This is a genomic window from Cupriavidus lacunae (assembly GCF_003353055.1).
Classification (GTDB): Bacteria; Pseudomonadota; Gammaproteobacteria; order Burkholderiales; family Burkholderiaceae; genus Cupriavidus; species Cupriavidus lacunae.
Window position 1 is genome coordinate 88,837 of sequence record NZ_QKWJ01000022.1, and the last position, 24,719, is coordinate 113,555.

Annotated in this window: 22 protein-coding genes and 1 pseudogene; 4 read left to right on the plus strand and 19 right to left on the minus strand. The window is 68.1% G+C overall.

The window, feature by feature from the left end:
• Window positions 1-33: 33 nt before the first annotated feature.
• From DN412_RS18800 to DN412_RS18845, 9 genes are all read right to left on the minus strand, one after another.
• On the minus strand, window positions 34-798 hold the full coding sequence (locus tag DN412_RS18800; RefSeq protein ID WP_115212981.1) for a hypothetical protein: 765 nt from the start codon (window positions 796-798) through the stop codon (window positions 34-36).
• An 86-nt stretch (window positions 799-884) separates the two neighbouring features.
• On the minus strand, window positions 885-1,703 hold the full coding sequence (locus DN412_RS18805; RefSeq protein WP_115212982.1) for a M55 family metallopeptidase: 819 nt from the start codon (window positions 1,701-1,703) through the stop codon (window positions 885-887).
• Window positions 1,703-2,749: a DmpA family aminopeptidase gene (locus DN412_RS18810; protein WP_115212983.1), complete on the minus strand. Its 1,047-nt coding sequence runs from the start codon at window positions 2,747-2,749 to the stop codon at window positions 1,703-1,705. The genes DN412_RS18805 and DN412_RS18810 overlap by 1 nt, the downstream gene beginning before the upstream one ends.
• Window positions 2,750-2,765: 16 nt before the next feature.
• Entirely contained in the window at window positions 2,766-3,680 is a 915-nt protein-coding gene (gene gsiD, locus DN412_RS18815) for a glutathione ABC transporter permease GsiD (protein WP_115212984.1), read from the minus strand.
• Between the two features lie 7 nt (window positions 3,681-3,687).
• The gene (gsiC, locus tag DN412_RS18820) at window positions 3,688-4,608 is read right to left on the minus strand and encodes a glutathione ABC transporter permease GsiC (RefSeq protein ID WP_115212985.1); all 921 of its coding nucleotides are present in this window, start codon (window positions 4,606-4,608) and stop codon (window positions 3,688-3,690) included.
• A 297-nt stretch (window positions 4,609-4,905) separates the two neighbouring features.
• On the minus strand, window positions 4,906-6,462 hold the full coding sequence (gene gsiB, locus DN412_RS18830; protein ID WP_115212986.1) for a glutathione ABC transporter substrate-binding protein GsiB: 1,557 nt from the start codon (window positions 6,460-6,462) through the stop codon (window positions 4,906-4,908).
• Window positions 6,463-6,500: 38 nt separating this feature from the next.
• On the minus strand, window positions 6,501-8,384 hold the full coding sequence (locus DN412_RS18835; RefSeq protein ID WP_115212987.1) for a dipeptide ABC transporter ATP-binding protein: 1,884 nt from the start codon (window positions 8,382-8,384) through the stop codon (window positions 6,501-6,503).
• Between the two features lie 56 nt (window positions 8,385-8,440).
• A complete protein-coding gene (locus tag DN412_RS18840; protein ID WP_115212988.1) occupies window positions 8,441-9,415 on the minus strand; it encodes an isoaspartyl peptidase/L-asparaginase family protein in 975 nt (324 codons plus the stop codon).
• An 8-nt stretch (window positions 9,416-9,423) separates the two neighbouring features.
• Window positions 9,424-10,380, minus strand: a complete 957-nt coding sequence (locus DN412_RS18845) for a MurR/RpiR family transcriptional regulator (protein ID WP_115212989.1) — start codon at window positions 10,378-10,380, stop codon at window positions 9,424-9,426.
• Between the two features lie 295 nt (window positions 10,381-10,675).
• Between DN412_RS18845 and DN412_RS18850 the strand changes: the two genes are divergently transcribed.
• Window positions 10,676-12,610, plus strand: a complete 1,935-nt coding sequence (locus DN412_RS18850; RefSeq protein WP_115212990.1) for an ATP-binding cassette domain-containing protein — start codon at window positions 10,676-10,678, stop codon at window positions 12,608-12,610.
• Between the two features lie 63 nt (window positions 12,611-12,673).
• On the opposite strand, the gene DN412_RS18855 is transcribed toward DN412_RS18850, so the two are convergent.
• The 4 genes from DN412_RS18855 to alr form a co-directional block, all read right to left on the minus strand.
• Entirely contained in the window at window positions 12,674-13,159 is a 486-nt protein-coding gene (locus tag DN412_RS18855; protein WP_115212991.1) for a disulfide bond formation protein B, read from the minus strand.
• Between the two features lie 155 nt (window positions 13,160-13,314).
• Window positions 13,315-13,878, minus strand: a complete 564-nt coding sequence (locus DN412_RS18860; protein WP_115212992.1) for a GNAT family N-acetyltransferase — start codon at window positions 13,876-13,878, stop codon at window positions 13,315-13,317.
• 2 nt (window positions 13,879-13,880) lie between these two features.
• Complete coding sequence (gene radA / locus DN412_RS18865) at window positions 13,881-15,242, minus strand: DNA repair protein RadA (protein ID WP_115212993.1); 1,362 nt, start codon at window positions 15,240-15,242, stop codon at window positions 13,881-13,883.
• A gap of 98 nt (window positions 15,243-15,340) precedes the next feature.
• The gene (gene alr, locus DN412_RS18870) at window positions 15,341-16,462 is read right to left on the minus strand and encodes an alanine racemase (RefSeq protein ID WP_115212994.1); all 1,122 of its coding nucleotides are present in this window, start codon (window positions 16,460-16,462) and stop codon (window positions 15,341-15,343) included.
• A 570-nt stretch (window positions 16,463-17,032) separates the two neighbouring features.
• On the opposite strand from alr, the gene lplT reads away from it, so the two are divergent.
• On the plus strand, window positions 17,033-18,352 hold the full coding sequence (lplT, locus tag DN412_RS18875; RefSeq protein ID WP_115212995.1) for a lysophospholipid transporter LplT: 1,320 nt from the start codon (window positions 17,033-17,035) through the stop codon (window positions 18,350-18,352).
• A 43-nt stretch (window positions 18,353-18,395) separates the two neighbouring features.
• Here lplT and DN412_RS18880 read toward each other — a convergent pair whose 3' ends face one another.
• The 4 genes from DN412_RS18880 to tsaB are packed head-to-tail and all read right to left on the minus strand — an operon-like array spanning window position 18,396 to window position 21,685.
• On the minus strand, window positions 18,396-19,532 hold the full coding sequence (locus tag DN412_RS18880; RefSeq protein ID WP_115212996.1) for a DUF1853 family protein: 1,137 nt from the start codon (window positions 19,530-19,532) through the stop codon (window positions 18,396-18,398).
• Entirely contained in the window at window positions 19,507-20,376 is an 870-nt protein-coding gene (locus DN412_RS18885; RefSeq protein ID WP_115212997.1) for a uracil-DNA glycosylase, read from the minus strand. The genes DN412_RS18880 and DN412_RS18885 overlap by 26 nt, the downstream gene beginning before the upstream one ends.
• Window positions 20,373-20,933 (minus strand): ribosomal protein S18-alanine N-acetyltransferase, encoded by a 561-nt coding sequence (gene rimI, locus DN412_RS18890; protein ID WP_115212998.1) that lies wholly within the window; start codon window positions 20,931-20,933, stop codon window positions 20,373-20,375. Before rimI ends, DN412_RS18885 begins: the two co-directional genes overlap by 4 nt.
• Entirely contained in the window at window positions 20,930-21,685 is a 756-nt protein-coding gene (gene tsaB, locus DN412_RS18895) for a tRNA (adenosine(37)-N6)-threonylcarbamoyltransferase complex dimerization subunit type 1 TsaB (RefSeq protein ID WP_115212999.1), read from the minus strand. The genes rimI and tsaB overlap by 4 nt, the downstream gene beginning before the upstream one ends.
• Window positions 21,686-21,816: 131 nt before the next feature.
• On the opposite strand from tsaB, the gene DN412_RS18900 reads away from it, so the two are divergent.
• Window positions 21,817-22,086, plus strand: a complete 270-nt coding sequence (locus DN412_RS18900; RefSeq protein WP_011615505.1) for an acyl-CoA-binding protein — start codon at window positions 21,817-21,819, stop codon at window positions 22,084-22,086.
• 25 nt (window positions 22,087-22,111) lie between these two features.
• On the opposite strand, the gene DN412_RS18905 is transcribed toward DN412_RS18900, so the two are convergent.
• On the minus strand, window positions 22,112-23,593 hold the full coding sequence (locus DN412_RS18905) for a DHA2 family efflux MFS transporter permease subunit (RefSeq protein ID WP_115213000.1): 1,482 nt from the start codon (window positions 23,591-23,593) through the stop codon (window positions 22,112-22,114).
• Window positions 23,590-24,066, minus strand: a complete 477-nt coding sequence (locus DN412_RS18910) for an SRPBCC family protein (protein ID WP_115213001.1) — start codon at window positions 24,064-24,066, stop codon at window positions 23,590-23,592. Before DN412_RS18910 ends, DN412_RS18905 begins: the two co-directional genes overlap by 4 nt.
• A 135-nt stretch (window positions 24,067-24,201) precedes the next feature.
• On the opposite strand from DN412_RS18910, the pseudogene DN412_RS18915 reads away from it, so the two are divergent.
• A pseudogene (locus DN412_RS18915) lies at window positions 24,202-24,597 on the plus strand (SGNH/GDSL hydrolase family protein); the annotation flags it as partial.
• Between the last annotated feature and the right edge of the window lie 122 nt (window positions 24,598-24,719).

Genomic DNA, 24,719 nt, shown 5'->3' on the forward strand with positions numbered 1-24,719 from the left:
AGACGCCAAATCCGCGGGTCTCGCCAGTCGCGGCTAGAACAGCGAGCCCGACTGGAATCCGGCCGGGGCGGGCGGCGGCTCTGTGTCAGGCCCCCAGATGCCGGACGACGTGAATGCCTGCGGATGCATCTCGATGCCGGCCGCGGCCAGCTGGCCGGCGGTCAGCACCAGGTGACGGGCCAGCCAGTCATGCAGGCTGCGCAGGAAGCGGATGTTGTCGACACTGTTGGATGCCGCGACCAGCCGTTCCAGCTTCACATGCGCGGTATAGACATCCAGCAGGTTGGTCGCGCGCAGGCGCGGCGGCGTGGACCGGCTGCGCTCGATCGCCAGGATGCGGCGCACCTGCGCCATGCCGATGTCGCCGGTGCGCTGGTACTGCTCATAGACGCCCTCAAGCGCCGGGAAACGCACTGTCGGCTGCACGCGCGGCACCGCGGCCACCTTCTCCATGCGCAGCACCAGGTAGCGGATCGCGGCGGCGCGCTCGGCCGCCTGCGCCTGGGCGGGATCGCGCCGGCGGGCCGGCGGCGGCAACTCGGGCAAGGCCGTGCGCGGCACCACATCGCGCTCGGTGTAGTCCGGCACCTGCTGCAGCAGGCCCGGATGCGGCACGGCGGCACGCGCGCAGTCGTCGCCAAAGGGATATTCGTGTCCTGCGGCGTCGCGCAGGATATAGGCCTGCCCGGAGGGAAAGCCATGGTGGCGGCGGCTCGCGCCCCGCGCATGGCAGCGCGTGGCGAGGTCGACGAAGTCCTTGCGTACGGGGGTCCAGCCCCCGTCGTGTGCCTGGGTCATGCGTTGCGGTATTGCCTGGGTATTGCTCGACCCGCCATTGTCGCCGATCCGCGCGATCGTCCCGGCAAATCCGCTTGTTGCGGTGGCTATTTCAGCATGAACGACATTGCCGACAGGCAGTTCAGCATGCGCACCGCCGCCTGGACCGATTCGGCCTGGAAAGAGAGCGTGACGCCGTCGCGACGTTCCAGCGTCGGCCACTGGCAGAAGAGGTCGGCGTGCGCGGGTGTCAGTGCCTGCAGGGTGCAGGCCACCGGCGCGCCGATGCGCAGGCATTGCGCCTGCGCGCGTTCGCGCACCGCGGTTGCGGCCGCCGCGGCAATGGCCTCGCGCGCCGCCGCCGGCGACAGCGAGGTACCGCTGCCGAAGCCGCCCGCCGACTTGGTCTCGACATAGCGCACCCACGGCATCAGCACGCGGGTCTCCTGCACGAAGACGTCGTCGCCGCTGGCCATCAGCACCGGCGCGCCGAACTCGCCCGCCAGCGCGGCGTACAGCCCGGCCTCGCCCAATTCCTTGTCGTTGAGCCAGACCCGCGCAAAGGCGCCGCTGTTGATGGTGTGCGCCAGTACACCGCGGCTTTGGGCGCGGCCGTGGTAGCCGATCATCAGCACGCCGTCCAAGGCCGCCTCGACGCCGGCCATCATGCCGAGGTAGCGCGGCTTGCCCAGCACCACCCGCGCGCGCGGATCGAGCTGGTCGGGCAGCAGGTTGCGAAAGCCGCCGTGCGAGTCATTGACCAGCACCTCAGTGGCCCCGCCGGCAACCGCGCCTTCGACCGCGGCATTGGCTTCGCCGGTCATCCAGGCCCGGGCGCGTTCGTATTCGCCGTTGCCGGGGCGCGTCTGCTCGGCATGGAAGACGCCGGCCACGCCTTCGATATCGGTGGAAACAAGGATCTTCATCAGGCGGTCCGGCCCAGTTCGGGCATCACGTCCAGCATTGCGCGCCGGCAGTGGCCGTCGCGGCCCTGCACCGGTGCGGCATGCCACAGGGCATGCAGGATGGCTTGCTCGACGCTGTCGGCCGCGGCGCGGAACAGCGGGTCAAGCCGGGTTTCATGGAGCATGGCGATGGCGGGCATCGGCCGGGCGGCGTCGTGCGGCACGGTATACGCGGTCGAGAACGCGAGCGCGATATCGCCCGAGCCATGCCCGAACACCGACCCCGTGCGCGCCAGCCCGGCGCCGGCGCGCAGCGACAGCCGGCGCAGCTGGCGCGCGTCCAGCGGGGCGTCGGTGGCGAGGATCATGATGATCGAGCCTTTTTCCGGTTGCGCCACGGTATCGGGCTGCGCGAGCCGCTGCACCAGATCTGGACCGACCAGCCTGCCGGCCACGGTCAGCGAATCCGGCGTGCCGAAATTGGCCAGCACCAGTGCGCCCACGCAGTAGCCGCCAGCCAGGCGCGAAGCGGAGCCGATGCCGCCCTTGACGCCGAACGCCGACATGCCGCGCCCGGCGCCGACCGCGCCCTGCACGACGTCCTGCCCGGCATCGGCCAGGGCCGCCTCATAGTGGCTGCCCTCCGCCGCCATGCGCTGGATATCGTTCAGGTAGCCGTCATTGCATTCAAACACCAGCGGATTGACCGTGGGCAGCGCGCGGCCGATCTCCGGATTGGCCACCACCGCCGCGCGGATCTGCGCTTGCGCCACCGCGCCGACCGAGAAGGTATTGGTCAGCGCCACCGGCGTTTCCAGCACGCCCAGTTCATCCACCTGCACCAGCCCGATGCTCTTGCCGAAGCCGTTGAGCACGGTGGCCGCGGCGGGCACCTTGTCGCGGTAGGGATCGCCGCCATGGGGGCGGATCACGGTGACGCCGGTCTGCACGCCACCATCGGCCAGCGTGCAGTGGCCGACGGTTACGCCCCCCACGTCGGCAATGCTGTCCAGCGGTCCCGCCGGAAGGCTGCCGACGCGCGGCACGCCCGTTGTCGATGCGGTCATGTTCAGCGGCCCCGATTCAGCGGCGGTCGATCTTGGGGTCGAGCGCGTCGCGCAGGCCGTCGCCCAGCAGGTTGAAGGCCAGCACGGTCAGGAAAATCGCCAGGCTCGGGAAGATCGCCACGTGCGGCGCGGTGACCATGTCGGCGCGGGCTTCATTGAGCATCGCGCCCCATTCCGGCGTGGGCGGCTGCGCGCCCAGCCCCAGGAACGACAGGCTGGCGGCAGTGATGATCGAGGTACCGATCCGCATCGAGAAATACACCACGATCGACGACACCGTGCCCGGCAGGATATGCCGCATCAGGATGGTCCAGTCCGACGCGCCGATACTGCGCGCGGCCTCCACATAGGTCAGCCGCTTGAGCATCAGCGTATTGCCGCGCACCAGCCGCGCAAACGCGGGGATGCTGAAGATGGCCACGGCAAAGATCACGTTGGTCATGCCGTTGCCCAGGATGGCGACGATGCCGATCGCCAGCAGGATGCCGGGGAAGGCAAAGAGGACGTCGGAGATGCGCATCACGATGCGGTCCCACCAGCCCTCGTAGTAGCCGGCCAGCAGGCCCAGCACGGTGCCGATCACCGCGCCGAGGATCACCGACAGGAAGCCCGCCGCCAGCGAGATGCGCGTGCCGGCCAGGATGCGGCTGAAGATATCGCGCCCGAGCGAATCCACGCCCATCCAGTGCGCTGCCGACGGGCCCGCGTTGAGTGCGTCATAGTCGAAGAAGTTCTCCGGGTCGTACGGCACGATATGCGGCGCCACGATGGCAATCACCACCAATACCAGCACGAACGCGCCCGCGCCCAGCGCCAGGTGCTGCTTGCGGAATTTGCGCCAGAACTCGGTCCAGGGCGTGCGCACGGCCTCTGGCACGGGGGCGGTGGCGGGTGCCGCTTGCGCTGCGGCGGGCGTGGAAAGCTCAGTCATGCCGGCCTCACTTGTAGCGGATGGTTGGGTTGATCACGGTGTAAAGCACGTCCACCACCAGGTTGATCAGGATAAATTCAAGCGAGAACAGCAGCACCTCGGCCTGGATCACCGGGTAGTCGCGCATCTCGACGGCATCGACCAGCAGGCGCCCCAGGCCCGGCCAGTTGAACACCTTCTCCACCACGATCGAGCCGCCCAGCAGGAAGCCGAACTGCAGGCCCATCATGGTCACCACCGGGATCATGGCGTTGCGCAGGCCGTGCTTGGCCACCACCAGTGGCTCGCGCACGCCCTTGGCGCGGGCGGTGCGGATAAAGTCTTCCTGCAGCACCTCGATGAACGAGGCGCGGGTAAAGCGCGCCATCACCGCCGCCACCGCGGCGCCCAGCGTGACCGAGGGCAACACATAGTGCTTCCAGGTGTCGGCGCCGATCGACGGCAGCCAGCCCAATTGCACCGAAAATACCTCCATCAGCAGCATGCCCAGCGCGAAGGCGGGGAACGAGATCCCCGACACCGCCAGCGTCATGCCGAAGCGGTCCGGCCAGCGGTTGCGCCACACCGCCGAGCCGATGCCGATGGCCATGCCGAACACCACCGCCCACACCATCGACGCCACCGTCAGCAGCAGCGTGGGCATGAAGCGGTCGCCGATCTCCTCGCTGACCGGGCGCTTGGTGCGCAGCGAATGGCCGAACTCGCCGCGCAGCGCATTGGAGAAGAAGTGGACGAACTGCTCGTGCATGGGCCGGTCCAGGCCCAGGTCCTTGCGCACCAGTTCGACCGTGGCCGAGTCGGCCTCCGGGCCCGCCGCCAGCCGCGCCGGATCGCCGGGCAGCAGGTGGACGAACAGGAACACCAGCACCGCCACGATCAGCAGCGTGGGGATCACGCCCAGCACACGTTTGAGGAAGTAATTCAGCATCACACACCATGAGGAAAGGCCGCGGGCCGCCCGCCTGCGACCCCGCGACGCGGGCAGGCGACCTACTTCGGCTTACTGCTTTACTGCTTACTGCTCGTTGGATGGGACAACGTAGATCGGGCCATGTGACTACTGCATGCGCCTGCCCTCTCCCCCGCCCCTCTCCCAGAGGGAGAGGGGAGAAAACCTTCGGGACTCAACCATCGCCCGCTGTTTGCTCCCCTCTCCCGCTTGCGGGAGAGGGGCCGGGGGAGAGGGCCGGAGCTTCCACAAAGTCCCGGCCCTCACCTCGCCCCATCACTGCTTGATATCGATCTCGTCGAAATTGAACGACCCGTCCGGCATCACATAGGCACCGGTCAGGCGCTTGCTGCGTGCAAACAGCACCTTCTCGGTCACCAGGAAGGCCCACGGCGCATCCTTCCAGATGCGTTCCTGCGCGTCCTTGTACAGGCGCGCCTTTTCGCCGCGATCGGTGGTGCGCAGCGCGCCGGCGATGTCGGCGTCGACCTGGTCGTTCTTGTAGTACGCGGTGTTCAGCAGCTTGGGCGGCATCGACTCGGAAGCCAGCAGCGGACGCAGCGCCCAGTCCGATTCACCGGTCGACGACGACCAGCCTATGTAGTAGATGCGCACGCCGGCGTCTTCCGGCTTCGGCACGCTCTCGACCTTCTCCACGCGCTGGCCTGCCTCGAGCGCCTGCACCGAGGCCTTGATGCCGACCTGCTGCAGCTGCTGCTGCACGAACTGGATCACCTTCTGCGCGGTGGTGTGGTTGTAGGCCGACCACAGCGTGGTCTCGAAGCCGTTGGGGTAGCCGGCTTCCTTCAGCAGCGCGCGCGCCTTGGCCGGGTCATACGGCCACGGGCCCAGCTTCTCGGCATAGTCCACGCCCGGCGGCACCACGCCTTCGGCCGGCACCGCGTAGCCGGCAAAGGCGACCTTGGCCAGCGCGTCCTTGTTGATGGCGTAGTTGATCGCCTGGCGCACCTTGGGGTCGTTGAACGGCTTGACCATGGTGTTCATGGACAGGTAGCGCTGGATGATAGACGGCGACGCGATCAGATCCACCTTGGGGCTGTTCTTCAGCACCGCGGCCTGCTCGAACGGGATGCTGAAGGCGAAGTCGGCCTCGCCGGTCTGCATGATCGCGGCGCGGGTGTTGTTGTCCACCACCGGCTTCCAGGTGATGGTGTCGATCTTCGGGTAGCCGGTCTTCCAGAAGCCGGCGAACTTCTTGCCTTTCAGGTGGTCGGGCTGCTTCCATTCAACGAACTCGAACGGGCCGGTCCCCACCGGGTGGAAGGCAATGTCCTTGCCGTACTTCTGCAGCGCGGCCGGCGAGATCATCACCGCCGACGGGTGCGCCAGCACGTTGATAAACGGCGAGAACGGCTCCTTCAGCGTGACCTTGACGGTATTGGCGTCGACCACGTCGGTCCTGGCCACGCGGTTGAACAGCGTGTAGCGCTTGAGCTTGTTGGCCGGGTTGGTGACGCGGTCCAGGTTGGCCTTGACGGCGGCGGCATCGAAGGTGGTGCCGTCGTGGAACTTGACGCCCTTCTTCAGCTTGATCGTATACGTCAGGCCGTCCTTGCTGACCTCGTAGCTGTCTGCCAGCACATTGACCAGCTTCATGTCCTTGTCCAGGCCGAACAGGCCCTGGTAGAAGCTCTTCCCGACCGCCTGCGACAGCGTGTCGTTCGAATCGTACGGATCCAGCGAGGTGAAGGTCGAGCTCACCGCCATCACGGCATCCTTGGCAGCAAAAACAGGGGCCGCGGCCAGCATGCCCAGTGCGCCGGCGGCAAAGGCACCGGCCATCCATCGGGGCGAAACCATACGTGCAGACATCGTCGAATCTCCTTGGTAACTTCTTGACTTCGAGGACTTCAATAAGCGCCGCCGACGGCATGCCGGGCGACATAATGGCCGAGCGACCCGCTGCCGGCGACCTGCACCAGCGGCTGCACCACCGGCTCGTCGCCGACCGCGCGGATCGGGCTGGGAATCTCGTCGTTCAGCGGCTCGCGCCGCAGGTGGCGCCGCGCCGGGTCGGCGATCGGCACTGCCGACATCAGCTTCTTGGTGTAGGGGTGCTGCGGGTTCTCGAAGATCGCGCGGCGCGGCCCGATCTCGACGATCTGGCCCAGGTACATCACCGCCACGCGATGGCTCACGCGCTCCACCACCGCCATGTCGTGCGAGATAAACAGGAAGGCGATGCCCAGCTCGCGCTGCAGGTCCAGCATCAGGTTGACGATCTGCGCCTGGATCGACACGTCCAGCGCCGACACCGACTCATCGGCCACCACCACCTTGGGGTTCAGCGCCAGCGCGCGCGCAATGCAGATGCGCTGGCGCTGGCCGCCGGAGAACTCGTGCGGATAGCGCGCCGCGTGCGACGGGTCCAGCCCGACCTTGTCGAGCAGCCAGGCCACGCGCTGCTCCGCCTCCTTGCCGCTGGCCACCTTGTGCACCAGCAGCGGCTCCATGATCGAATAGCCCACCGGCACGCGCGGATCGAGCGAGGCGAACGGGTCCTGGAAGATGAACTGGATATTGCGGCGCAGGGTCTGCAGCGCCGGGCCTTCCAGCTTGCTGATGTTCTGCCCGGCAAACTCGATGGTGCCGCTCTGGCTTTCCACCAGGCGCAGCAGCGAGCGGCCCGTGGTCGACTTGCCGCAGCCGGATTCGCCCACCAGCGCCAGCGTCTCGCCGGGATAGAGGTCGAAGCTGACCTGCTCGACCGCATGCACGCGCCGCGCCACGCGGCCGAACAGCCCGCCCGGCACGTCGAAGCGCGTCACCAGGTCCTGCACGCGCAGGATCGGCGCGACACCCGGCTTCACCGTGTCCTGCGGCGCGACCGGTTCTGCGTTGGCGCTGTCCAGCTGCAGCAGCGGGAACTTGGCCGGCAGGTCGGTGCCGCTCATGGCGCCAAGGCGCGGCACCGCCGACAGCAGCGCGCGCGTGTAGGGATGCGCGGGCGCGCGGAACACATCGTCCGAGGTGCCCTCTTCCACCTTCTCGCCGCGGTACATCACCAGCACGCGGTCGGCGACCTCGGCCACCACGCCCATGTCATGGGTGATGAAGACCACGCCCATGTGCATCTCGGCCTGCAGGCCGCGGATCAGTTGCAGGATCTCGGCCTGGATGGTCACGTCCAGCGCCGTGGTGGGCTCGTCGGCAATCAGCAGTGCCGGCTTGCACGACAGCGCCATGGCGATCATCACGCGCTGGCGCATGCCGCCTGAGAGCTGGTGCGGGTAGCGCTCCAGCACGCGGCGCGCCTCGGGGATGCGCACCAGTTCCAGCATGCGCAGCGCCTCGGCGCGCGCCGCCGCGCGATTCTTGCCCTGGTGCAGGCGGATCGATTCCGCGATCTGCTCCCCCACCGTGAATACCGGGTTGAGCGAGGTCATCGGCTCCTGGAAGATCATCGCCACGTCGGCGCCGCGCACGCCGCGCAGCGTGGCGTTATCCGCGCGCGCCAGGTCGATCACCTCGCCACCGCGCCGGCGCAGCGCCATGCTGCCCGAGACGATCTTGCCGCCGCCATGCTCCACCAGCCGCATCAGCGCCAGCGACGTCACTGACTTGCCCGAGCCCGACTCGCCCACTACCGCCAGCGTCTCGCCGCGGTCGACATGGAAGGACAGGTCGCGCACGGCCTCGACCGTGCGCTCCGACGTGGCAAAGCGCACGCTCAGCCCGTCGACCGAAACCACGCGCTGCGGTGGCAGCACGATGCCGGACCGGGAGGCTTGCATAGGGGATGTAGCCACTGGAACTCCTTGTAATACCGGGTGATGCGGGGGGATGGCGCTCAGCCGTAGATCGATACGTTCACGGCCTCGCCCACCCGGGCGAAACCGCGGTACATGCCTTCGGTATTGAATGGCAGCGTGACGTTGCCGGCGCGGTCCACCGCAATCAGGCCGCCGCGGCCGTTGATGGCGGGCAGCTTCTCCGTCACCACGCGCCGCGCCGCTTCCTCGAGCGGCAGGCCCGCATAGCGCATCTGTGCCGCCACGTCGTACGCGGCCACGGTGCGGATAAACATCTCGCCGGTGCCGGTGGCAGACACCGCCGCCACGTCGTCCGCATAGCAGCCCGCGCCGATCACCGGGGTATCGCCCACGCGGCCCACCTGTTTGTTGGTCACGCCGCCGGTGGAGGTGGCCGCGGCCAGGTTGCCGCGGCTGTCGCAGGCGACCGCGCCAACGGTGCCGAACTTGCTGTCGGGGTCGATCGGGTCGGCCGGCCCGACCTGGCCTTGCGCGGCCAGCGCGGCGGCGTCGTGGTCCAGCAGCGCCATGCCGGCGTTGCCAAGCGCGCGCTGCCACTGGTCGTGGCGGGCCTGGGTGAAGTAGTACTCCGGCGCCACCAGTTCCAGCCCTTGTGCCTGCGCGAAAGCCTCGGCGCCGGCGCCGGCAAAAAGCACATGTTCGCTGTGGTCCAGCACCGCGCGAGCGGCCAGCACCGGGTTGCGCAGGCGCGTGACACAGGCCACGGCGCCGGCTTCCAGCGTGGCGCCGTCCATCACCGCGGCGTCGAGCTCATAGGTACCGGCATGGGTCAGCACGGCGCCCTTGCCCGCATTGAACAGCGGGCACTCTTCCAGCAGGCGCACGGCCTCGGTGACCGCATCGAGCGCGCTGCCGCCCTCGGCCAGGATGCGCTGGCCGGCTTGCAGCACATGCTGCAGCGCTTCGATGTATTCGCGTTCGCGGGTGGCATCCATCGCCGCGCGGGTGATGGTGCCGGCGCCGCCGTGGATGGCAATGACTGCAGGTTGCATAAGGAGGCTCAGGACTTGCGGGTATTGGTGGATCGGCCGCGCGTGGCGCCGGCAATGGGTTCCGCGGGCTGCGCGGGCGCGGACCGGTGGGCCGGTTCGGCGTCAGGGGCGCCGTACAGCCACGGCAGCAGGAATTCAGTCATTTCGGCGGCGGCCTTGACCGGCCGCTCGGCCCGGTGCGCCACCGCACCGCACAGCGCCTCGATCAGCGCCAGCACGGTGGCGTCGGAGTTGGCCGACAGGCGGTTGCCGGCCTGCGCGTACAGCGCGATATCGGCCAGCGGCGCCAGCGGCGAGGTCGGCCCGTCGGTCAGCGCCAGTACCTGGCCGCCGCGCGACCTGACGCGCTCGGCCAGTTCGATGCTGTCCGTGACATAGCGCGGGAAGGCAATCACGATCAACAGGTCGCTCGGCTGCAGCTTGAACAGCTGCCGCGCCGCATGCGAGGCGCCGCCCGCCCCGGCCACCGAGGTCACCATGCGGCAATGCATTTCCAGCCCGTGCTGCAGCAGGCCCGCCAGGAAACCGCTGGCGCCGAAGCCGGCCACATAGACGCGCTGCGCCGCCAGGATCGCCGAGACTGCGCGCTCGCAGGCCTCCGGATCGATGCCGCGCCGCGTGGCTTCGGCATTGGCCGCGGCATCTTCCAGCGAGGCGGCGAAGACTTCGGCCACGGTCGCGGGGCGCTCCAGCTCGCTGCGCAGCCGCTCCACCGGCGCCAGCGTGGCCTCGAAACCGCGCACCAGCTCGGCCCGGAACTGCGGATAGCCGTCGAAGCCCAGCGCCCGCGCAAAGCGGTTGGCCGTGGCCACCGACACCTCGACCGCCGCGGCAAACTCGTCGATGCGCATGGTCGCCGCGCGGAACAGGTTGGCCAGCACGTATTCCGCCATGCGGCGATGCGCCGGCGTCAGCGTCGGCAGGCTGCGCGCAATGCGGTCGGAGATCGAATGGCCTTTTGGCATGGTGAAAGCGGTTGGCCAGGACGTCGTGTCATGGTCGTCGTCATGGCTGTCGTTGTCGTGAAAATGAATTTACACGGAACCAGCACGCAAGAAAATAGAGTTTTGCGAGACCAAGGGTAATCCCTGAATCCGCGAGCCACAAAGGCACATTGGCGGTGCAGGTTGCCGGACCGCTTTGCACCGCCACGGCGTGCGCCGCACCGGAAACGCTACAATGCCGGCCAGCGCACCAGACCCGGCGGTTGCCCGTTTTCTCTGCGCTTTTTCTGTTTTTCACTCAGGCATTTCCCCTCTCGTGATCCGAATCGACCAGCTAGTCCTCCAGCGCGGCACAAAAGTGCTGTTCGACCACACCAGCGTGACGCTCAACCCGGGCGAGCGCGTGGGCCTTGTCGGCGCCAACGGCAGCGGCAAGTCGACGCTGTTCGCGCTGCTGCGCGGCGAGCTGCATCCGGACGGGGGCGATGTCAACGTGCCGGCACAGTGGCGCGTCGCGCACGTGGCGCAGGAAACGCCTGCGGTCAACCGCACTGCGGTGGATTACGTGATCGACGGCGACACCCGCCTGCGCGAGATCGAAGCCGCCATTGCCGCCACCCAGGCCAGCGGCGACGGCAGTGCCGAGGGCGAAGCCCACGCCGCCTATGCCGACGCCGACGGCTACACCGCCCCCGCGCGCGCCGAAGCCCTGCTGCTGGGCCTGGGCTTCACGCTGGCGCAGGTATCGCAGCCGGTGGCCTCGTTCTCAGGCGGCTGGCGCATGCGCCTGAACCTGGCGCAGGCGCTGATGTGCCCGTCCGACCTGCTGTTGCTCGACGAACCGACTAACCACCTGGACCTGGACGCCATCGTCTGGCTGGAAGACTGGCTGGCGCGCTACCCTGGCACGCTGGTGATGATTTCGCACGACCGCGAATTCCTCGACGCGATCTGCAACGTCACCGTGCATATCGAGAACCAGCAACTGCGCCGCTACGGCGGCAACTACACGCTGTTTGAGACCCTGCGGCTGCAGCAGATGGCGCAGCAGCAATCGGCCTACGTGCGTCAGCAAAAAGAGATCGCGCACCTGGAATCGTTCATCACGCGCTTCAAGGCCAAGGCCACCAAGGCGCGCCAGGCGCAGAGCCGCGTCAAGGCGCTGGAGAAGATGGAGCGGCTGGCGCCGGTGCACGTGGCCGCCGGCTTTGCCTTCGAGTTCCGCGAGCCCGACGCCGCGCCCAACCCGATGATGGTGCTCGACGGCGTCGACTGCGGCTATGCCGAGGCCGAGCCGCCCGTCACCATCCTGCACAACCTGGCGCTGTCGATCCAGAACGGCCAGCGCATCGGCCTGCTGGGCGCCAACGGCCAGGGCAAGTCAACCCTGGTCAAGACCCTGGCCGGCACGCAGGACCCGCTCACGGGCAAGCTGCGCCTGGGCAAGGGCCTGCAGATCGGCTACTTCGCCCAGCACCAGCTGGAAACGCTGCGCGACCACGACTCGCCGCTGCAGCACCTGGCACGCCTCGCACCCGACACGCGCGAGCAGGAGTTGCGCGACTTCCTCGGCAGCTTCAACTTCCGCGGCGACATGGCCACCGCCCCGATCGAGCCCTTCTCCGGCGGCGAAAAGGCCCGGCTGGCGCTGTCGCTGATCGTCTGGCAGAAGCCCAACCTGCTGTTGCTGGACGAGCCGACCAACCACCTGGACCTCGATACCCGCGAGGCGCTGACCATGGCGCTGGCGCAGTTCGAAGGCACGCTGATCCTGGTCTCGCACGACCGGCATTTGCTGCGCGCCACCGCCGACCAGTTCATGCTGGTGGCCGACGGCACCATCAAGCCCTTCGACGGCGACCTGGACGACTACCGCGACTGGCTGCTGCAACAGGCCGCGGCCAAGCGCAATGCCGCCACCGCCGCGCACCAGGCGGAGAACGCCAGCGATGCCGCGGCTGCGGTCAACCGCAAGGACCAGCGCCGCGCCGAGGCCGACGAGCGCCAGCGGCTGTCGGCGCTGCGCAAGCCGCTGACCAGGGAACTGGAAAAGGTGGAAAAGCGCATGGCGGTGCTGCAAACCGCCAAGGAAGAGATCGACCAGTTCATGGCCGATGAAAGCAGCTATGCCGAGGCCAACAAAACGAAGCTGATGGAAATGCTCAAGCGCCAAGGCGAGGTCAACGGCGAGCTGGAGACGCTGGAAGAGAAATGGCTGGAGCTGCAGGAGCAGATCGAGCAGATTGCGTAAGCAGCATCAGCGCAAACAAAAACCGGCGCCCAGGCGCCGGTTTTTTGTTTGCTGCATCACCGCTCAGCGGAAATTCCTCTCCCGCCGGATCAACCCCACCGCCAGCGTCAGCGTCAGGATAAACAGCCAGATCAGCGACCATACTGGCACCGACAGCCCCAGCACCGGCGGCAGCGGCGCGGTGCACAGGCCATCGGCATAGAACACCTGCGGCAGCACCTTGGCCGTCGGCAGCGCGTTGACCCAGTTCTCCAGCGGGTCGATGCCGCAGGTGGCCTTGGGATTGAGCAGCAGCGACACATGGTAGACCGCCACGGCAATGCCGGCGATGCCCGACAGCATCCCCAGCCCCTGCCACAGCGAGCGCGTGTTCTGCGCCACCACCGCCAGCAGCGAGAAGATGCCGATGCCGATAAAGGCAAAGCGCTGCATCACGCAGAGCGGACAAGGCTGGTAGCCCTTTTCAAACTGCAGGTAGAGCGCAACGCCGACCAGGCCAAAGGAGACGATGGCGATCAGCAGGAAATAGGCGCGGGAGTTGGCTTGCATAGTGGGTGATCAGGGGTTCCGGCAAACGTTGCCGTCAGGGTGCCGTCAGTGGTTGGCGCGGCATTGCTGCGCATTATTACCTATTTTGCAGCGCCTGCAGTTGGCGTCACACGCAGCGCAAGCCCCCTGCCCTGTGGCGGATTGACGCAGGGGCCTCAGGCGCCGGATGCCTGCCACGCCGCGCGCGGCAGACGGTACAGGCAATGGGGCCGCAACGGGTGGCACGGCGGCACTGCGGGATGCTCGAAGCCCACGGCATCCTCACGCATGCCGAGCCGTTCCATGACCGCCCGCGAGCGGGCATTGGCAAGTGTCGTGAAGGACACGATCTCGTCCAGACCCAGGCGGCCGAAGCCGTAAGCGAGCGCGCCACGTGCCGCCTCGGTCGCGTAGCCGCTGCCCCAGGCGTGCCGCGCCAGGCGCCAGCCGATTTCCACGCACGGCGCGAACGGCAGCGCTGCGCTGGGCTTGTGCAGTCCGACAAACCCCAGGAAAGCGCCGTCCGCCTTGCGCTCGGCTACCCAGAAGCCCCACCCCTCTGCCGCAATCAGGCTGCGGCAGCGGTCGGCCATCGCATCGCTTTCGGCGCGCGTCAGCGGCGCAGGGAAATAGCGCATCACCGCCGCGTCGGCGTTGAGCGCGGCAAACGGAGCATCGTCCGCCTCGCGCCACTGGCGCAGCCGCAGGCGCTCCGTCTCGAAGGCGATGCCGGCGTCCATGGTCAGTCCAGATGGCGCACGCGGTCGATGGCCTGCTCGATGCGATCCACCGCAATCACTTCGAGCCCGTCGATCTTCTGCTTGGGCGCGTTCGCCTTGGGAATCACGGCGATCGTAAAGCCCAGCTTGGCGGCTTCCTTCAGGCGCTCCTGCCCGCGCGGGCTGGGGCGGATCTCGCCCGCCAGGCCGACTTCGCCGAACACCACCAGGCCGCGCGGCAGCGGCTTGTTGCGCATCGACGAGTGGATCGACAGCAGCACCGCCAGGTCGGCAGCGGGTTCGGTGATCTTGACCCCGCCCACCGCATTCAGGAACACGTCCTGGTCAAAGCAGGCAATGCCCGCGTGCCGGTGCAGCACCGCCAGCAGCAGCGCCAGCCGGTTCTGCTCCAGCCCCACGGCCAGCCGGCGCGGGTTGGGCACGTGGGCGGTATCGACCAGCGCCTGGATCTCCACCAGCAGCGGACGCGTGCCCTCCTGCGTCACCAGCACGCACGAGCCCGGCACGGTTTCTTCGTGATGCGACAGGAACAAGGCCGACGGGTTGCTGATGCCGCGCAGACCCCGTTCGGTCATGGCAAACACGCCCAGCTCATTGACTGCGCCGAAGCGGTTCTTGAAGGCGCGGATCAGCCGGTGCGACGAGTGGGTATCGCCTTCGAAATACAGCACCGTATCGACGATATGCTCCAGCACGCGCGGGCCCGCCAGGCTGCCTTCCTTGGTCACGTGGCCGACCAGGATGATGGTGATGCCGCTGCTCTTGGCAATGCGCGTGAGCTGCGCTGCGCATTCGCGCACCTGCGCGACCGAGCCCGGCGCAGAGGTCAGCGCTTCGGAATACAGCGTCTGGATCGAGTCGATCACCGCGACTTCGGGCTTTTCCACTTCCAGCGTGGCCTGGATCTTCTCGAGCTGGATTTCGGCGAGCAGGCCCAGCGACGGGCTTTCCACGCCCAGGCGCTGCGCGCGCAGTGCGATCTGCGCGCCGGATTCTTCGCCGCTGACATAGAGCACCCGGCGCTGCCCGGCCAGGTTGGCCAGCGCCTGCAGCAGCAGCGTGGACTTGCCGATGCCGGGATCGCCGCCGATCAGCACCACCCCGCCCGACACCAGGCCGCCGCCCAGCACGCGGTCGAATTCATCGATGCCGCTGGAGAAGCGCGGCACGTCCGCGGCATCGATCTCCGACAGCTTGCGCACCGTGGCCGACGCGGCCAGCGGCTGGAAGCGCTTGTTCGCGGCGGACTCTGCCACCGTCTCCACCAGCGTGTTCCACTGCTGGCAGTGCGGGCACTGGCCGGCCCAGCGCGGCGTGGTGCCGCCGCATTCGGTACAGGTATAGACAGTCTTGGTCTTGGCCAACGCAATGTCCTTGCAGGAAAAAAACGAGCCGGGCCCACAAGTGGCCCGGCCGGCAGATGGTAAGTGCGCGGACCTGCGCCCGCACCAACACCCGCGGATCAGGCCACGGCGGGCGCGGCGCTATCGGACGCGGTGATCGTTGCCACCGTGGTCGGCACGCGCGGCGCCAGCGCGCACATCAGCTCATAGCCGACCGTGCCGCTGGCCTGCGCCACTTCGTCAATCGGCAGGCCCTGGCCCCACAGCGTGACCGGGCTGCCGACCTTTGCCTTCGGGCACGGGGTCAGGTCCACGCACAGCATATCCATCGACACGCGCCCGACCAGCTCGGTGCGCACGCCATCGACCAGCACCGGCGCGCGCTGCTCGCCCCAGCCCGAGGCATGGCGCGGGTAGCCGTCGGCATAGCCGCAGGCCACCACGCCGATGCGCATCGGCCGCTCGGCGGTGAACAAGGAGCCGTAGCCGACGGTATCGCCCGCCTGCAAGTCCTGCACCGAGATCAGCTCGCTGTGCAGCGACATGGCCGGCTGCAGGCCGGTGCCGGCAATATCGGCGTCGCGGCCCGTGGGCGAGGCGCCGTACAGGATGACGCCCGGGCGCACCCAGGCGCGGTGCGCCTGCGGATGCCACAGCACCGCGGCGGAATTCGACAGGCTGGCCTCGCCCGGCAAGTTGGCCGTGGCGGCATCGAAGACCTCGACCTGGTGGGCGATGCCTCGGGGACTATCCGCATCGGAAAAATGCGTCATATGGACAATACTGCCCACACAGGGCATGGCGCGAGCGCGCTCCCAGGCAGTACGGTAGGCAGCCGGATGGAAGCCGAGCCGGTTCATGCCGGTATTGAGCTTGAGCTGGATCGCCAGCGGCCCCTTGGGACGTGCGCTTTCCAGCATGCGCAACTGCTCGTCGCAATGGATCGCGGTGGTCAGCCGGTACTGTTCGATCACGGCGACATCCTGCGGCTGGAAGAAGCCCTCCAGCAGCAGGATCGGGCCCTGCCAGCCGAGGTCGCGCAGCAGCACGGCTTCGTTCAGGTCCAGCAGGCCGAAGCCGTCGGTACCCCGCAGTGCAGCAAAGACGCGGCGGATACCGTGACCGTAGGCGTTGGCCTTGACCACCGCCCAGATGCGCGAATGCGGCGTCTTGCGGCGGATGACATCAAGGTTGTTGGCCAGGGCGGGTTGATGGATGACGGCTTGGATGGGTCTTGGCATGGGAGTCACATCTCGGAAGCAGACGAGCACGCAGCCGGCGCTGGCGGCATGTGCGGCCGGCGCGGGCGCTGGAAGGACGGCTCGGTCTCAGTGTCGATGGCGCAAACGTCACCTGTCGGTGTGCCGCAGCACGTTGGGGCGACTGGCATGCGGGATGCCCGCAATTGGCATGCCCAGGTTTCCCAGTCACCATATGTCTGTCAGACCGCGCACCAGATCAGGGAAGACCCGGTCGACTGGCGGCGGCCACAGCCGTTATTTGAACACATTCGGATGCTGTTGCCGGGGGTCACCGGGGAATCGGCACGGCAATTTGCTGTCCAAAAGAGCCCATGCCAGGGTTCGGGAATGTCATGTTTTCGTGATATAAAGCCGGACGCTCCGGCCATGTTCTAAAAGCGAAGCATTATGTCAATGACTGTCAGGCAGGCCTCACGGCGCCGCAGCGTAGCACCACCGACACAATTCGACACGGCTGCGGCACAAGGTTCCCTGCAAACCATGGCCTCACCGGCGGGCACCAGCCTGGCCAACCCGAGCGGAGCTCGCGATGGAGAGAAAGTCGACAGCATGAAGAAGGGTTTTTACACCATCATGGCCGCGCAGTTTTTTTCTTCGCTGGCCGACAATGCCTTGCTGATCGCCGCCATCGCCCTGCTCACCGAGTTGCATTCCCCGCAGTGGATGACTCCGCTGCTCAAGCTGTTCTTCGTCCTTTCCTACGTCGTTCTCGCCGCCTTCGTCGGCGCCTTTGCCGACTCGATGCCCAAGGGGCGGGTGATGCTCATCACCAACGCCATCAAGGTGGTCGGCTGCGCCATCATGATGTTCGGGCTGCACCCGCTGCTGGCGTATGGCGTGGTGGGATTCGGCGCGGCGGCGTACTCGCCGGCCAAGTACGGCATCCTGACCGAGCTGCTGCCGCCCGAGAAGCTGGTGATGGCCAACGGCTGGATCGAGGGCCTGACGGTGTGCTCGATCATCCTGGGCACCGTGGTGGGCGGCGCGCTGATCTCGGTGCATATCTCCAGCATCTTGCTGCGCTTTGACTTGCCCTATATCAATACGGGCATCGACACCCCGGCCGAGGCCGCGATGGTGGTGATCATGCTGTTCTACGTGATCGCCTCGGTGTTCAACCTGTTTATCCCCGAAACCGGCGCCCGCTATCCTGCGCAGGAAAGGAACCCGATCAAGCTGATTGCCGAGTTCGGCGACTGCTTCGTGGCGCTGTGGCGCGACAAGCTGGGCCAGATCTCGCTGGCGGTGACCACGCTGTTCTGGGGCGTGGGCGCCACGCTGCAGTTCATCGTGCTGAAGTGGGCCGAGAAATCGCTGGGCCTGAACCTGTCCCAGGGCGCCCTGCTGCAGGCCGTGGTGGCCGTGGGCGTGGCCGTGGGCGCGATCCTGGCCGCCGCGCGCATCCCGCTGCGCAAGTCGCTGTCAGTGCTGCCCTTCGGCGTGGCGATGGGTGCCACCGTGATGCTGATGGCGTTCTACACCAAGGACGCGATGCCCCAGGTGACGCTGGACGTGCTGGGCATGCACATGCCGCTGTACATGGCCATCGCCTACGTGTTCCTGATGCTGGTGGGCGCGATGTCGGGCTACTTTGTGGTGCCGATGAACGCGCTGCTGCAGCACCGCGGCCACGTGCTGCTGTCGGCAGGCCACTCCATCGCGGTGCAGAACTTCAATGAGAACGTCTCGGTGCTGCTGATGCTGTGCCTGTACGCGCTGCTGATCAAGCTGAACGTGCCGATCGGCGTGGTCATCATCGCGCTCGGCCTGTTTATCGTTGTGACCATGGCGCTGGTGCTCAAGCTGCACAAGTACAACGCGCGCACCTTCAACTCGCTGGCAATGATCGGCGAGGACAAGCACCACTGATCCTGCCTTCCCTGCCTGGCTGCGCCGGCTGGCGCAGCCAGGCTCAGGCCGCGTCCTGCGCGGCCTGCGGCCCCGGCCTTGGCGGCTCCGCCGCCCGCGCCAGCGCCCGCTCTTCCCACCCCGGCGGCACCACAAACCCGCGCGAGCATTCGCGCCACCAGCCCGGCGCCTGCGGCCCGGCGGGCTCCAGTTCGCACAGCATCACCGGCGACTCGCGCCGCCAGCCGTGGTCATGGCGCGGATCGGCGAAGCGCTGCGCCAGCATCGCGTGCAGCGCGCTCACTTCCTCCGTGCCGGATTCAGGGACCAGCGCCCCCGACAGCCACCCGGTACGCGGCAGGCGGCACCAGCGCAAGCCGGGCCGCGCGGCGGCGCGGGCGGCCCAGCCGTCGAGCGTGGACCACCAGCCGTACATGTGATCTGGCGCAATCCCCAGCGCGTCCAGCCCCGGGGGCACCCGGCCATCGCTATAGAACAGCCAGCCCAGCAGGTAGACCTCGCTGCGGTTCACCGTATGGCCCAGCAAGGCCTGCGCCTCCGCCGTGCACCCCAGCGGAAGCTGCCGGTGCACGATGTGGCCCAGCTTGTCGCCAAGGCGGTCGACCAGGTTGGGTCCGACAAAATCCTGCGCCCGTGGCGGCTGGTGGTCGCCCGGGGCCAACAGGTAGAACTTGGCCGCCATCTCCCAGTGGACCACCGCGCCCGATGCCTGATCGCGCCAGACGAAGTCCAGTTCGCCCAGCGTGCGCACGCCGTGCCGGCCCGCGCGCCGCACCGGCACGTTGGCGGCCAGCAGCGACAGCCCCTGCATATGGCGCAGCGCAAAATGCAGCAGCCGCTCGGCATGGCGGCCCAGGCGCAGGCTGCGGCTGGCGGGGTCCTGGTCGGCATCGTCGGCGGAGGGGGCGGCGTGGCCGTCGGCCAGTTCGTCGATGGTGGCGGGCAGCGTGGCGGGGTCCGCGGTTTCCAGCCAGTGCTGCCAGGCAGCCAGCGTGCCGGCAGGCCAGCGCGCCAGGGCCGCGCCCGGCACTGCCGCCAGCAACGGCGGCGACAGCGTGGTCCAGGCCAGGTCGCGCGTGCGCGCCGACGCGGCGCGGCGCCACAGCGGCGGGCCCGACGGCCCATGGCCGTCGCCGCCGCGGGTCAGAGAGAGGTCAGGCCCCAGCTCCCGCACGGTCATGGACCTCCCGGGCCAAGCACAGGTCTTCCCAGGCGCGCGCCTTGTCGGTCAGGGTGCGCAGCAGGTAAGCCGGATGGTAGGTCACCACCACGGGGATGCCCTCATAGGTATGTACGGTGCCGCGCAGCTTGCCGATGGGGGTGGTGGTGCGCAGCAGCGACTGCGCCGCGAAGCGGCCCAGCACCACGATCACTTTGGGCTTGAGCAGCGCGATCTGCCGGCGCAGGAAGGGCTCGCACTGCGCCACCTCCTCCGGCTCCGGGTTGCGGTTGCCGGGCGGGCGGCACTTGAGCACGTTGGCAATGAACACATTGCGCCCGCGCGCCAGCCCGAGCGCGCCCAGCATATTGTCGAGCAGCTTGCCGGCCTGGCCCACGAAGGGCTCGCCCTGCAGGTCCTCGTTCTCGCCGGGGGCTTCACCCACCAGCATCCATTCGGCCTGCCGGTCGCCGACGCCGAACACGGTATTGGTCCGGGTCTGGCACAGGCCGCAGGCGGTGCAGCCGGCCACGGCGGCATCCAATGCCGGCCATTCCATCGCGGCGATGCCCGCTTCGCGGTCCGCCTGCGCCGAGCCGGGTTCCGGGCTCGCGGGGACCAGCGAAGGTGCAACGGGCGCCCTTGCGACCGGCGGCGCCACCGGCGCCGGCACCGTCTCAACGGGATCGGCAAGCGCTGCGGCAACCGGAACAGCCGTTTCGGCCACGGGCGCCTCGACCGCAGGCAGCGCAGCCTGCACCGCCGCCATCTCCGGCACGGCTTCTGCCAGCGCGTCCTTACGCTCGCGCGGCACCCACTCAGTCGGGATGCCCAGCACTTCCAGGAACTGTGCGCGGCGGCTCATGCCTTGCCCTCCGTGCCTTCATTGGCGGCGGCCTGCGCCGGCCAGGCGCGGCGCAGCACGAGCGCGTCTTCGCGCTTGCCGCCGTGGGCCGGGTAATAGCCCTTGCGGCGCCCGATCTCGGCAAACCCCGCAGCCCGGTACAGCGCGATCGCCCCGGTATTGGACGGCCGCACTTCCAGCAGCATGGTATGGATGCGGTGCGCGTGCGAAGTCGCCAGCACCACCGCCAGCATCAGGCGCCCCAGTCCCTGGCGCTGGCGCCGCGGCTCGACGGTGATGTTGAGCAGGTGCATTTCATCGACCACCGGCATCAGCACGGCGTAGGCCACCAGCGTCCCCGAGGGGTCGCGCAGCGTCAGGCCGAGATGCCCGGTCTTGACCGAGTTCTCGAAGTTGCCGCGCGTCCACGGGTGGCTGTAGGCGCGTGCCTCGATGCCCGCCACCGCCTCCAGGTCCAGCGCGCTCATGCGGCCCAGCGCCCAGCCGTCCGGCAGCGCCGGCATGGCGGGCACTGGCGGCCAGTGATTGCGGTCATCGAGCGGATAGGCCGCGCTCACGATGCGCTCCCGGCCTGTGCCGCGGCACGTGCGACAGCGGCGGCTTCGCGTTCGGCGATGGTCTGGGCGACCTTGTCGCGCAGGTAGATGGGCATGGCCTGGTCGGCGTCGATGGCCTCGCCGCGCGCCAGTGCGCGCAGTGCGATGGCAACCATCGGCTGCGCATGGGGCATCGCCTCCGGCAGCACGCGCGCCGCGCGCGCCAGGCCCGCCAGCCGCTCGCCAAAGACGGCGGCGGCATTGCCGGCCAGCCAGAACGCACCGTCGGGCAGCGGCACGGTTTCCGGCGCGCTGACCCGCATCGGCGTGAGTTCCGCCCATTCGCCCGCACCGGCATGCCAGCGGAAGGCCGCGGAATAGGCCTCGTCCATGCGCGCATCCAGCGCCACCAGCACCGCGGTATCGTCCGGCAGCGCCGGGGTGGCGGCACGCGCGCGCTCGGCGCAGGTCATCAGGGTATTGACCGGAACCACTGGCAGCCCGGCGCCGAACGCCAGCCCCTGCGCCACGCCGCAGGCGGTGCGCAGGCCGGTGAACGAGCCCGGTCCGGCGCCGAAGGCGATGGCGGCGCAATCGGCCAGCGCGATGCCGGCTTCGGCCAGCAATTCACCGGCGGCCGGCAGCACGCGCGCCGACGAGCGTGCGCCGGTGTGCTCATGGCGCACCAGGCACTCGATTCCGGCACCCGACGCACGTCCGAGCGCGACCGAGCACCACTCCGTAGAAGTTTCAACAGCAAGAATCCAGGACATGCCGCGATTGTATCCGGTGATGCCCGGAATCGAGGGCTTCTTCGGTTTTATACGGACGGCGCGGGGCTGCCGGGCGGCTATCATCGGCCTCTCACTTTCGCAATCCAGACAGCACATACGGAGGAACCCCCATGAGCGACCTGCAGGCACGCTTCGACCAGGCCCAGATCGACGTCAAGCAACTGAGCGAGCGCCCCAGCAATATGTCCCTGCTGCGCCTGTATGCCCTGTTCAAGCAAGGCAGCGAGGGCGATGCCCACGGCGACAAGCCCGGCATGACGGATTTTGTCGGCCGCTACAAGTTCGAAGCCTGGGAAGCCCTGCGCGGCACCGCGCGCGAACAGGCGATGGAGCAGTACATCGCGCTGGTGGAAGAACTGCGCAGCGGCGCGGCCAGCTAAGGCAGGGCAGCCAGACCCGGCGCTCTCAGGCCGCCAGCACCGGCCGCGGCCGGATCCGCCACGCCGCGAGCATCGCGGCGGCGATCACCACGCCCACGGCCAGGAAGGTTTCATCGAAGGCACGGATGCGCGCCGCCTGCACGGCGGCGTCAACGCCGTGGCCCAGCACCGCGCCATGCTCAGCCAGCCGCCATTGCAGCCCCACGCCGGCCAGGCTGACGCCGATGGCCCCGCCCAGCTGGCGCAGGAAGTTGATGCAGCTTGATCCCTGCGCGATCAGCGTGAAATCCACGCCCCGCATCGCCCCCAGCGTCAGCGACGGCAGGATGCAACCCAGCCCGATCCGCCCCAGCACCGCCAGTGCCACCAACATCAGATAAGGCGTGGCACGCGAACTCAGCGCCATCAGCAGGAACGACAGCGACAGCAGCGCCAGCCCGAACGACACCTGGATATGCGGCGAGATCCGCTGCGTGAAGCGCCCCGTCATGGCGATCGTCAGCGCCAGCACCACCCCCGCCGGGAACAGCACCAGGCCAGCGCGCGACGGCGTGTATTCCAGCGCCATCTGCATGTAGACCGGCAGCAGGTAAGTCGAGCCGAACAGCCCCGCGCCATAGATAAACGCCACCACCGCCCCGGCCGCGAACTGCTGGTAGCTGTAGAGCCGCATGTTCATCAGCGGATAGGCCGCGCGCAGCTGCCACATCACGAACGCCGCCAGCATCAGCAGGCCGAAGCCCAGCAGCGCCATGCCCGCCGGTACGCTCTCGCGCATTTCCACCACGCCATTGAGCAGGCTCACCGTGGCAATGCCGGCCAGGCCCAGCCCGCGCCAGTCCAGCGGCTGGCGCTCGCCCATCATGATCGAGTCCACCGCCATGAAGCGCCGCGCCATCAGAACGCCGACCAGCGTCAGCGGCACCACCACGAAAAAGATCGAGCGCCAGCCGAAGGCCTCGACCAGGAAGCCGCCCAGGCTGGGCCCCAGCGCCGGCGCCAGAACCACGCCAAAGCCGAACATGCTGACCGCCTTGCCCTGCTCGCGCTCTTCGAACACGCGCAGGATCAGGATATTGGGCAGCGGCTGCATGATGCCCGCGGCGATGCCCTCGGCCACGCGCATTGCGATCATCACGCCGTAGGTCGGTGAAAAGCCGCCGAACAGCCCGCCCGTGCCCAGCAGCACCAGGGCTCCCAGGAAGGTGCGGCGCAGACCGTAGCGGTTCAGCAGCCAGGGCGTCAGCAGCATCGACAGCGTCATCGCAATCATGAAGCTGGCGGCCACCCATTGCGCGCGCTCCTGACCCAGCACGAAATGCCGGCTCAGGTCCGGAATGGCGACATTGATAATGGTGGACGAGACGATCGACGAGACCGTGCCCAGCATCAGCGTCACCAGCACCAGCCAGCGCAGCCGGTCGCCGTAGCGAGCGCGCAGCGCCTCCCGGGTTGGCAGTCCCGGCCGCTGGCCGGAACCCTCCGGCGTGGCGGGGCCCTCGCTCACCCCAGCCGCCCGGTGTCGGCGATCTCGCGGATCTTGCGGACGGTGTCGATGTCGGCCGCGTGATAGGCAGACTTGACGATCTCGGAATAGCGGTCGTCGCCGCTGTCATCGACGGCCGGCATGGTGGTGTCGTAGATAAAGCGCAGCAGCAGCGCGCCCGGGCCCGGGGTTTCGATCGCCATGGTCAGCGTGCCGCCGGCATGGTCGGCCGTGGCCGCGGTTTCATAGCGCACCAGCCGACGCGGCTCGTAGACCACGTGGTCCTGGATCGACGCCTTGCCAAAATGCAGCACGCGGTCGACCCAGTTGTCGCCACGGCCAACCACCTCGGCGCGGTCCAGGCCCAGCACAAAGAGTTCGGGAGACTCGGCGCGCAGCACCAGGCCTTGCCACAGCTGGTCAGCCGTCAGCGGATCCAGTTGAGGATTGCCCGGATCGTTGATCTCAACCAAGTGCTCGAAACGCAACTTCATTCTCCCTGTCTGCAGTAAGTTCGATATTATGAAGTCTCCGCGTATTCGGAAGACTTTTTGTCTACGCGATGCAACATGGCTTGACAAGGGCCCTTGCCCTTTATCGACCAACTTCCACGCCGACTGGAGTTCCGCATGAGCACCACGCCGCTGCCTGAAGCCGATCCCCTGCAGGTCCTCGTCTACGCCGACTCGCTGTCATGGGGCATCGTGCCCGGCACGCGCCAGCGCCTGCCGTTCCCTGTGCGCTGGCCCGGCCGGCTGGAGCTGGGCCTGAACGCCGACGGCGGCACCCCGGTGCGCATCATCGAAGACTGCCTGAACGGCCGCCGCACGGTCTGGGACGATCCCTTCAAACCCGGCCGCAACGGCCTGCAAGGATTGGCGCAGCGCATTGAAATCCACTCGCCGCTGGCACTGGTGGTCCTGATGCTGGGCAACAACGATTTCCAGTCGATGCACCCGCACAACGCCTGGCACGCCGCCCAGGGCATCGCCACGCTGGTGCAGGCGATACGCACCGCGCCCATCGGTAGGGTCGAGAACTGGCGCGCGCACGGTAGGCACCGGTGGTGATTCCACCGCTTTCGCAATGGCCCGCAATCCGGCAACCATAGTCACGTTTCCAGCTCCCGCCACGTCAAACGCAGCAT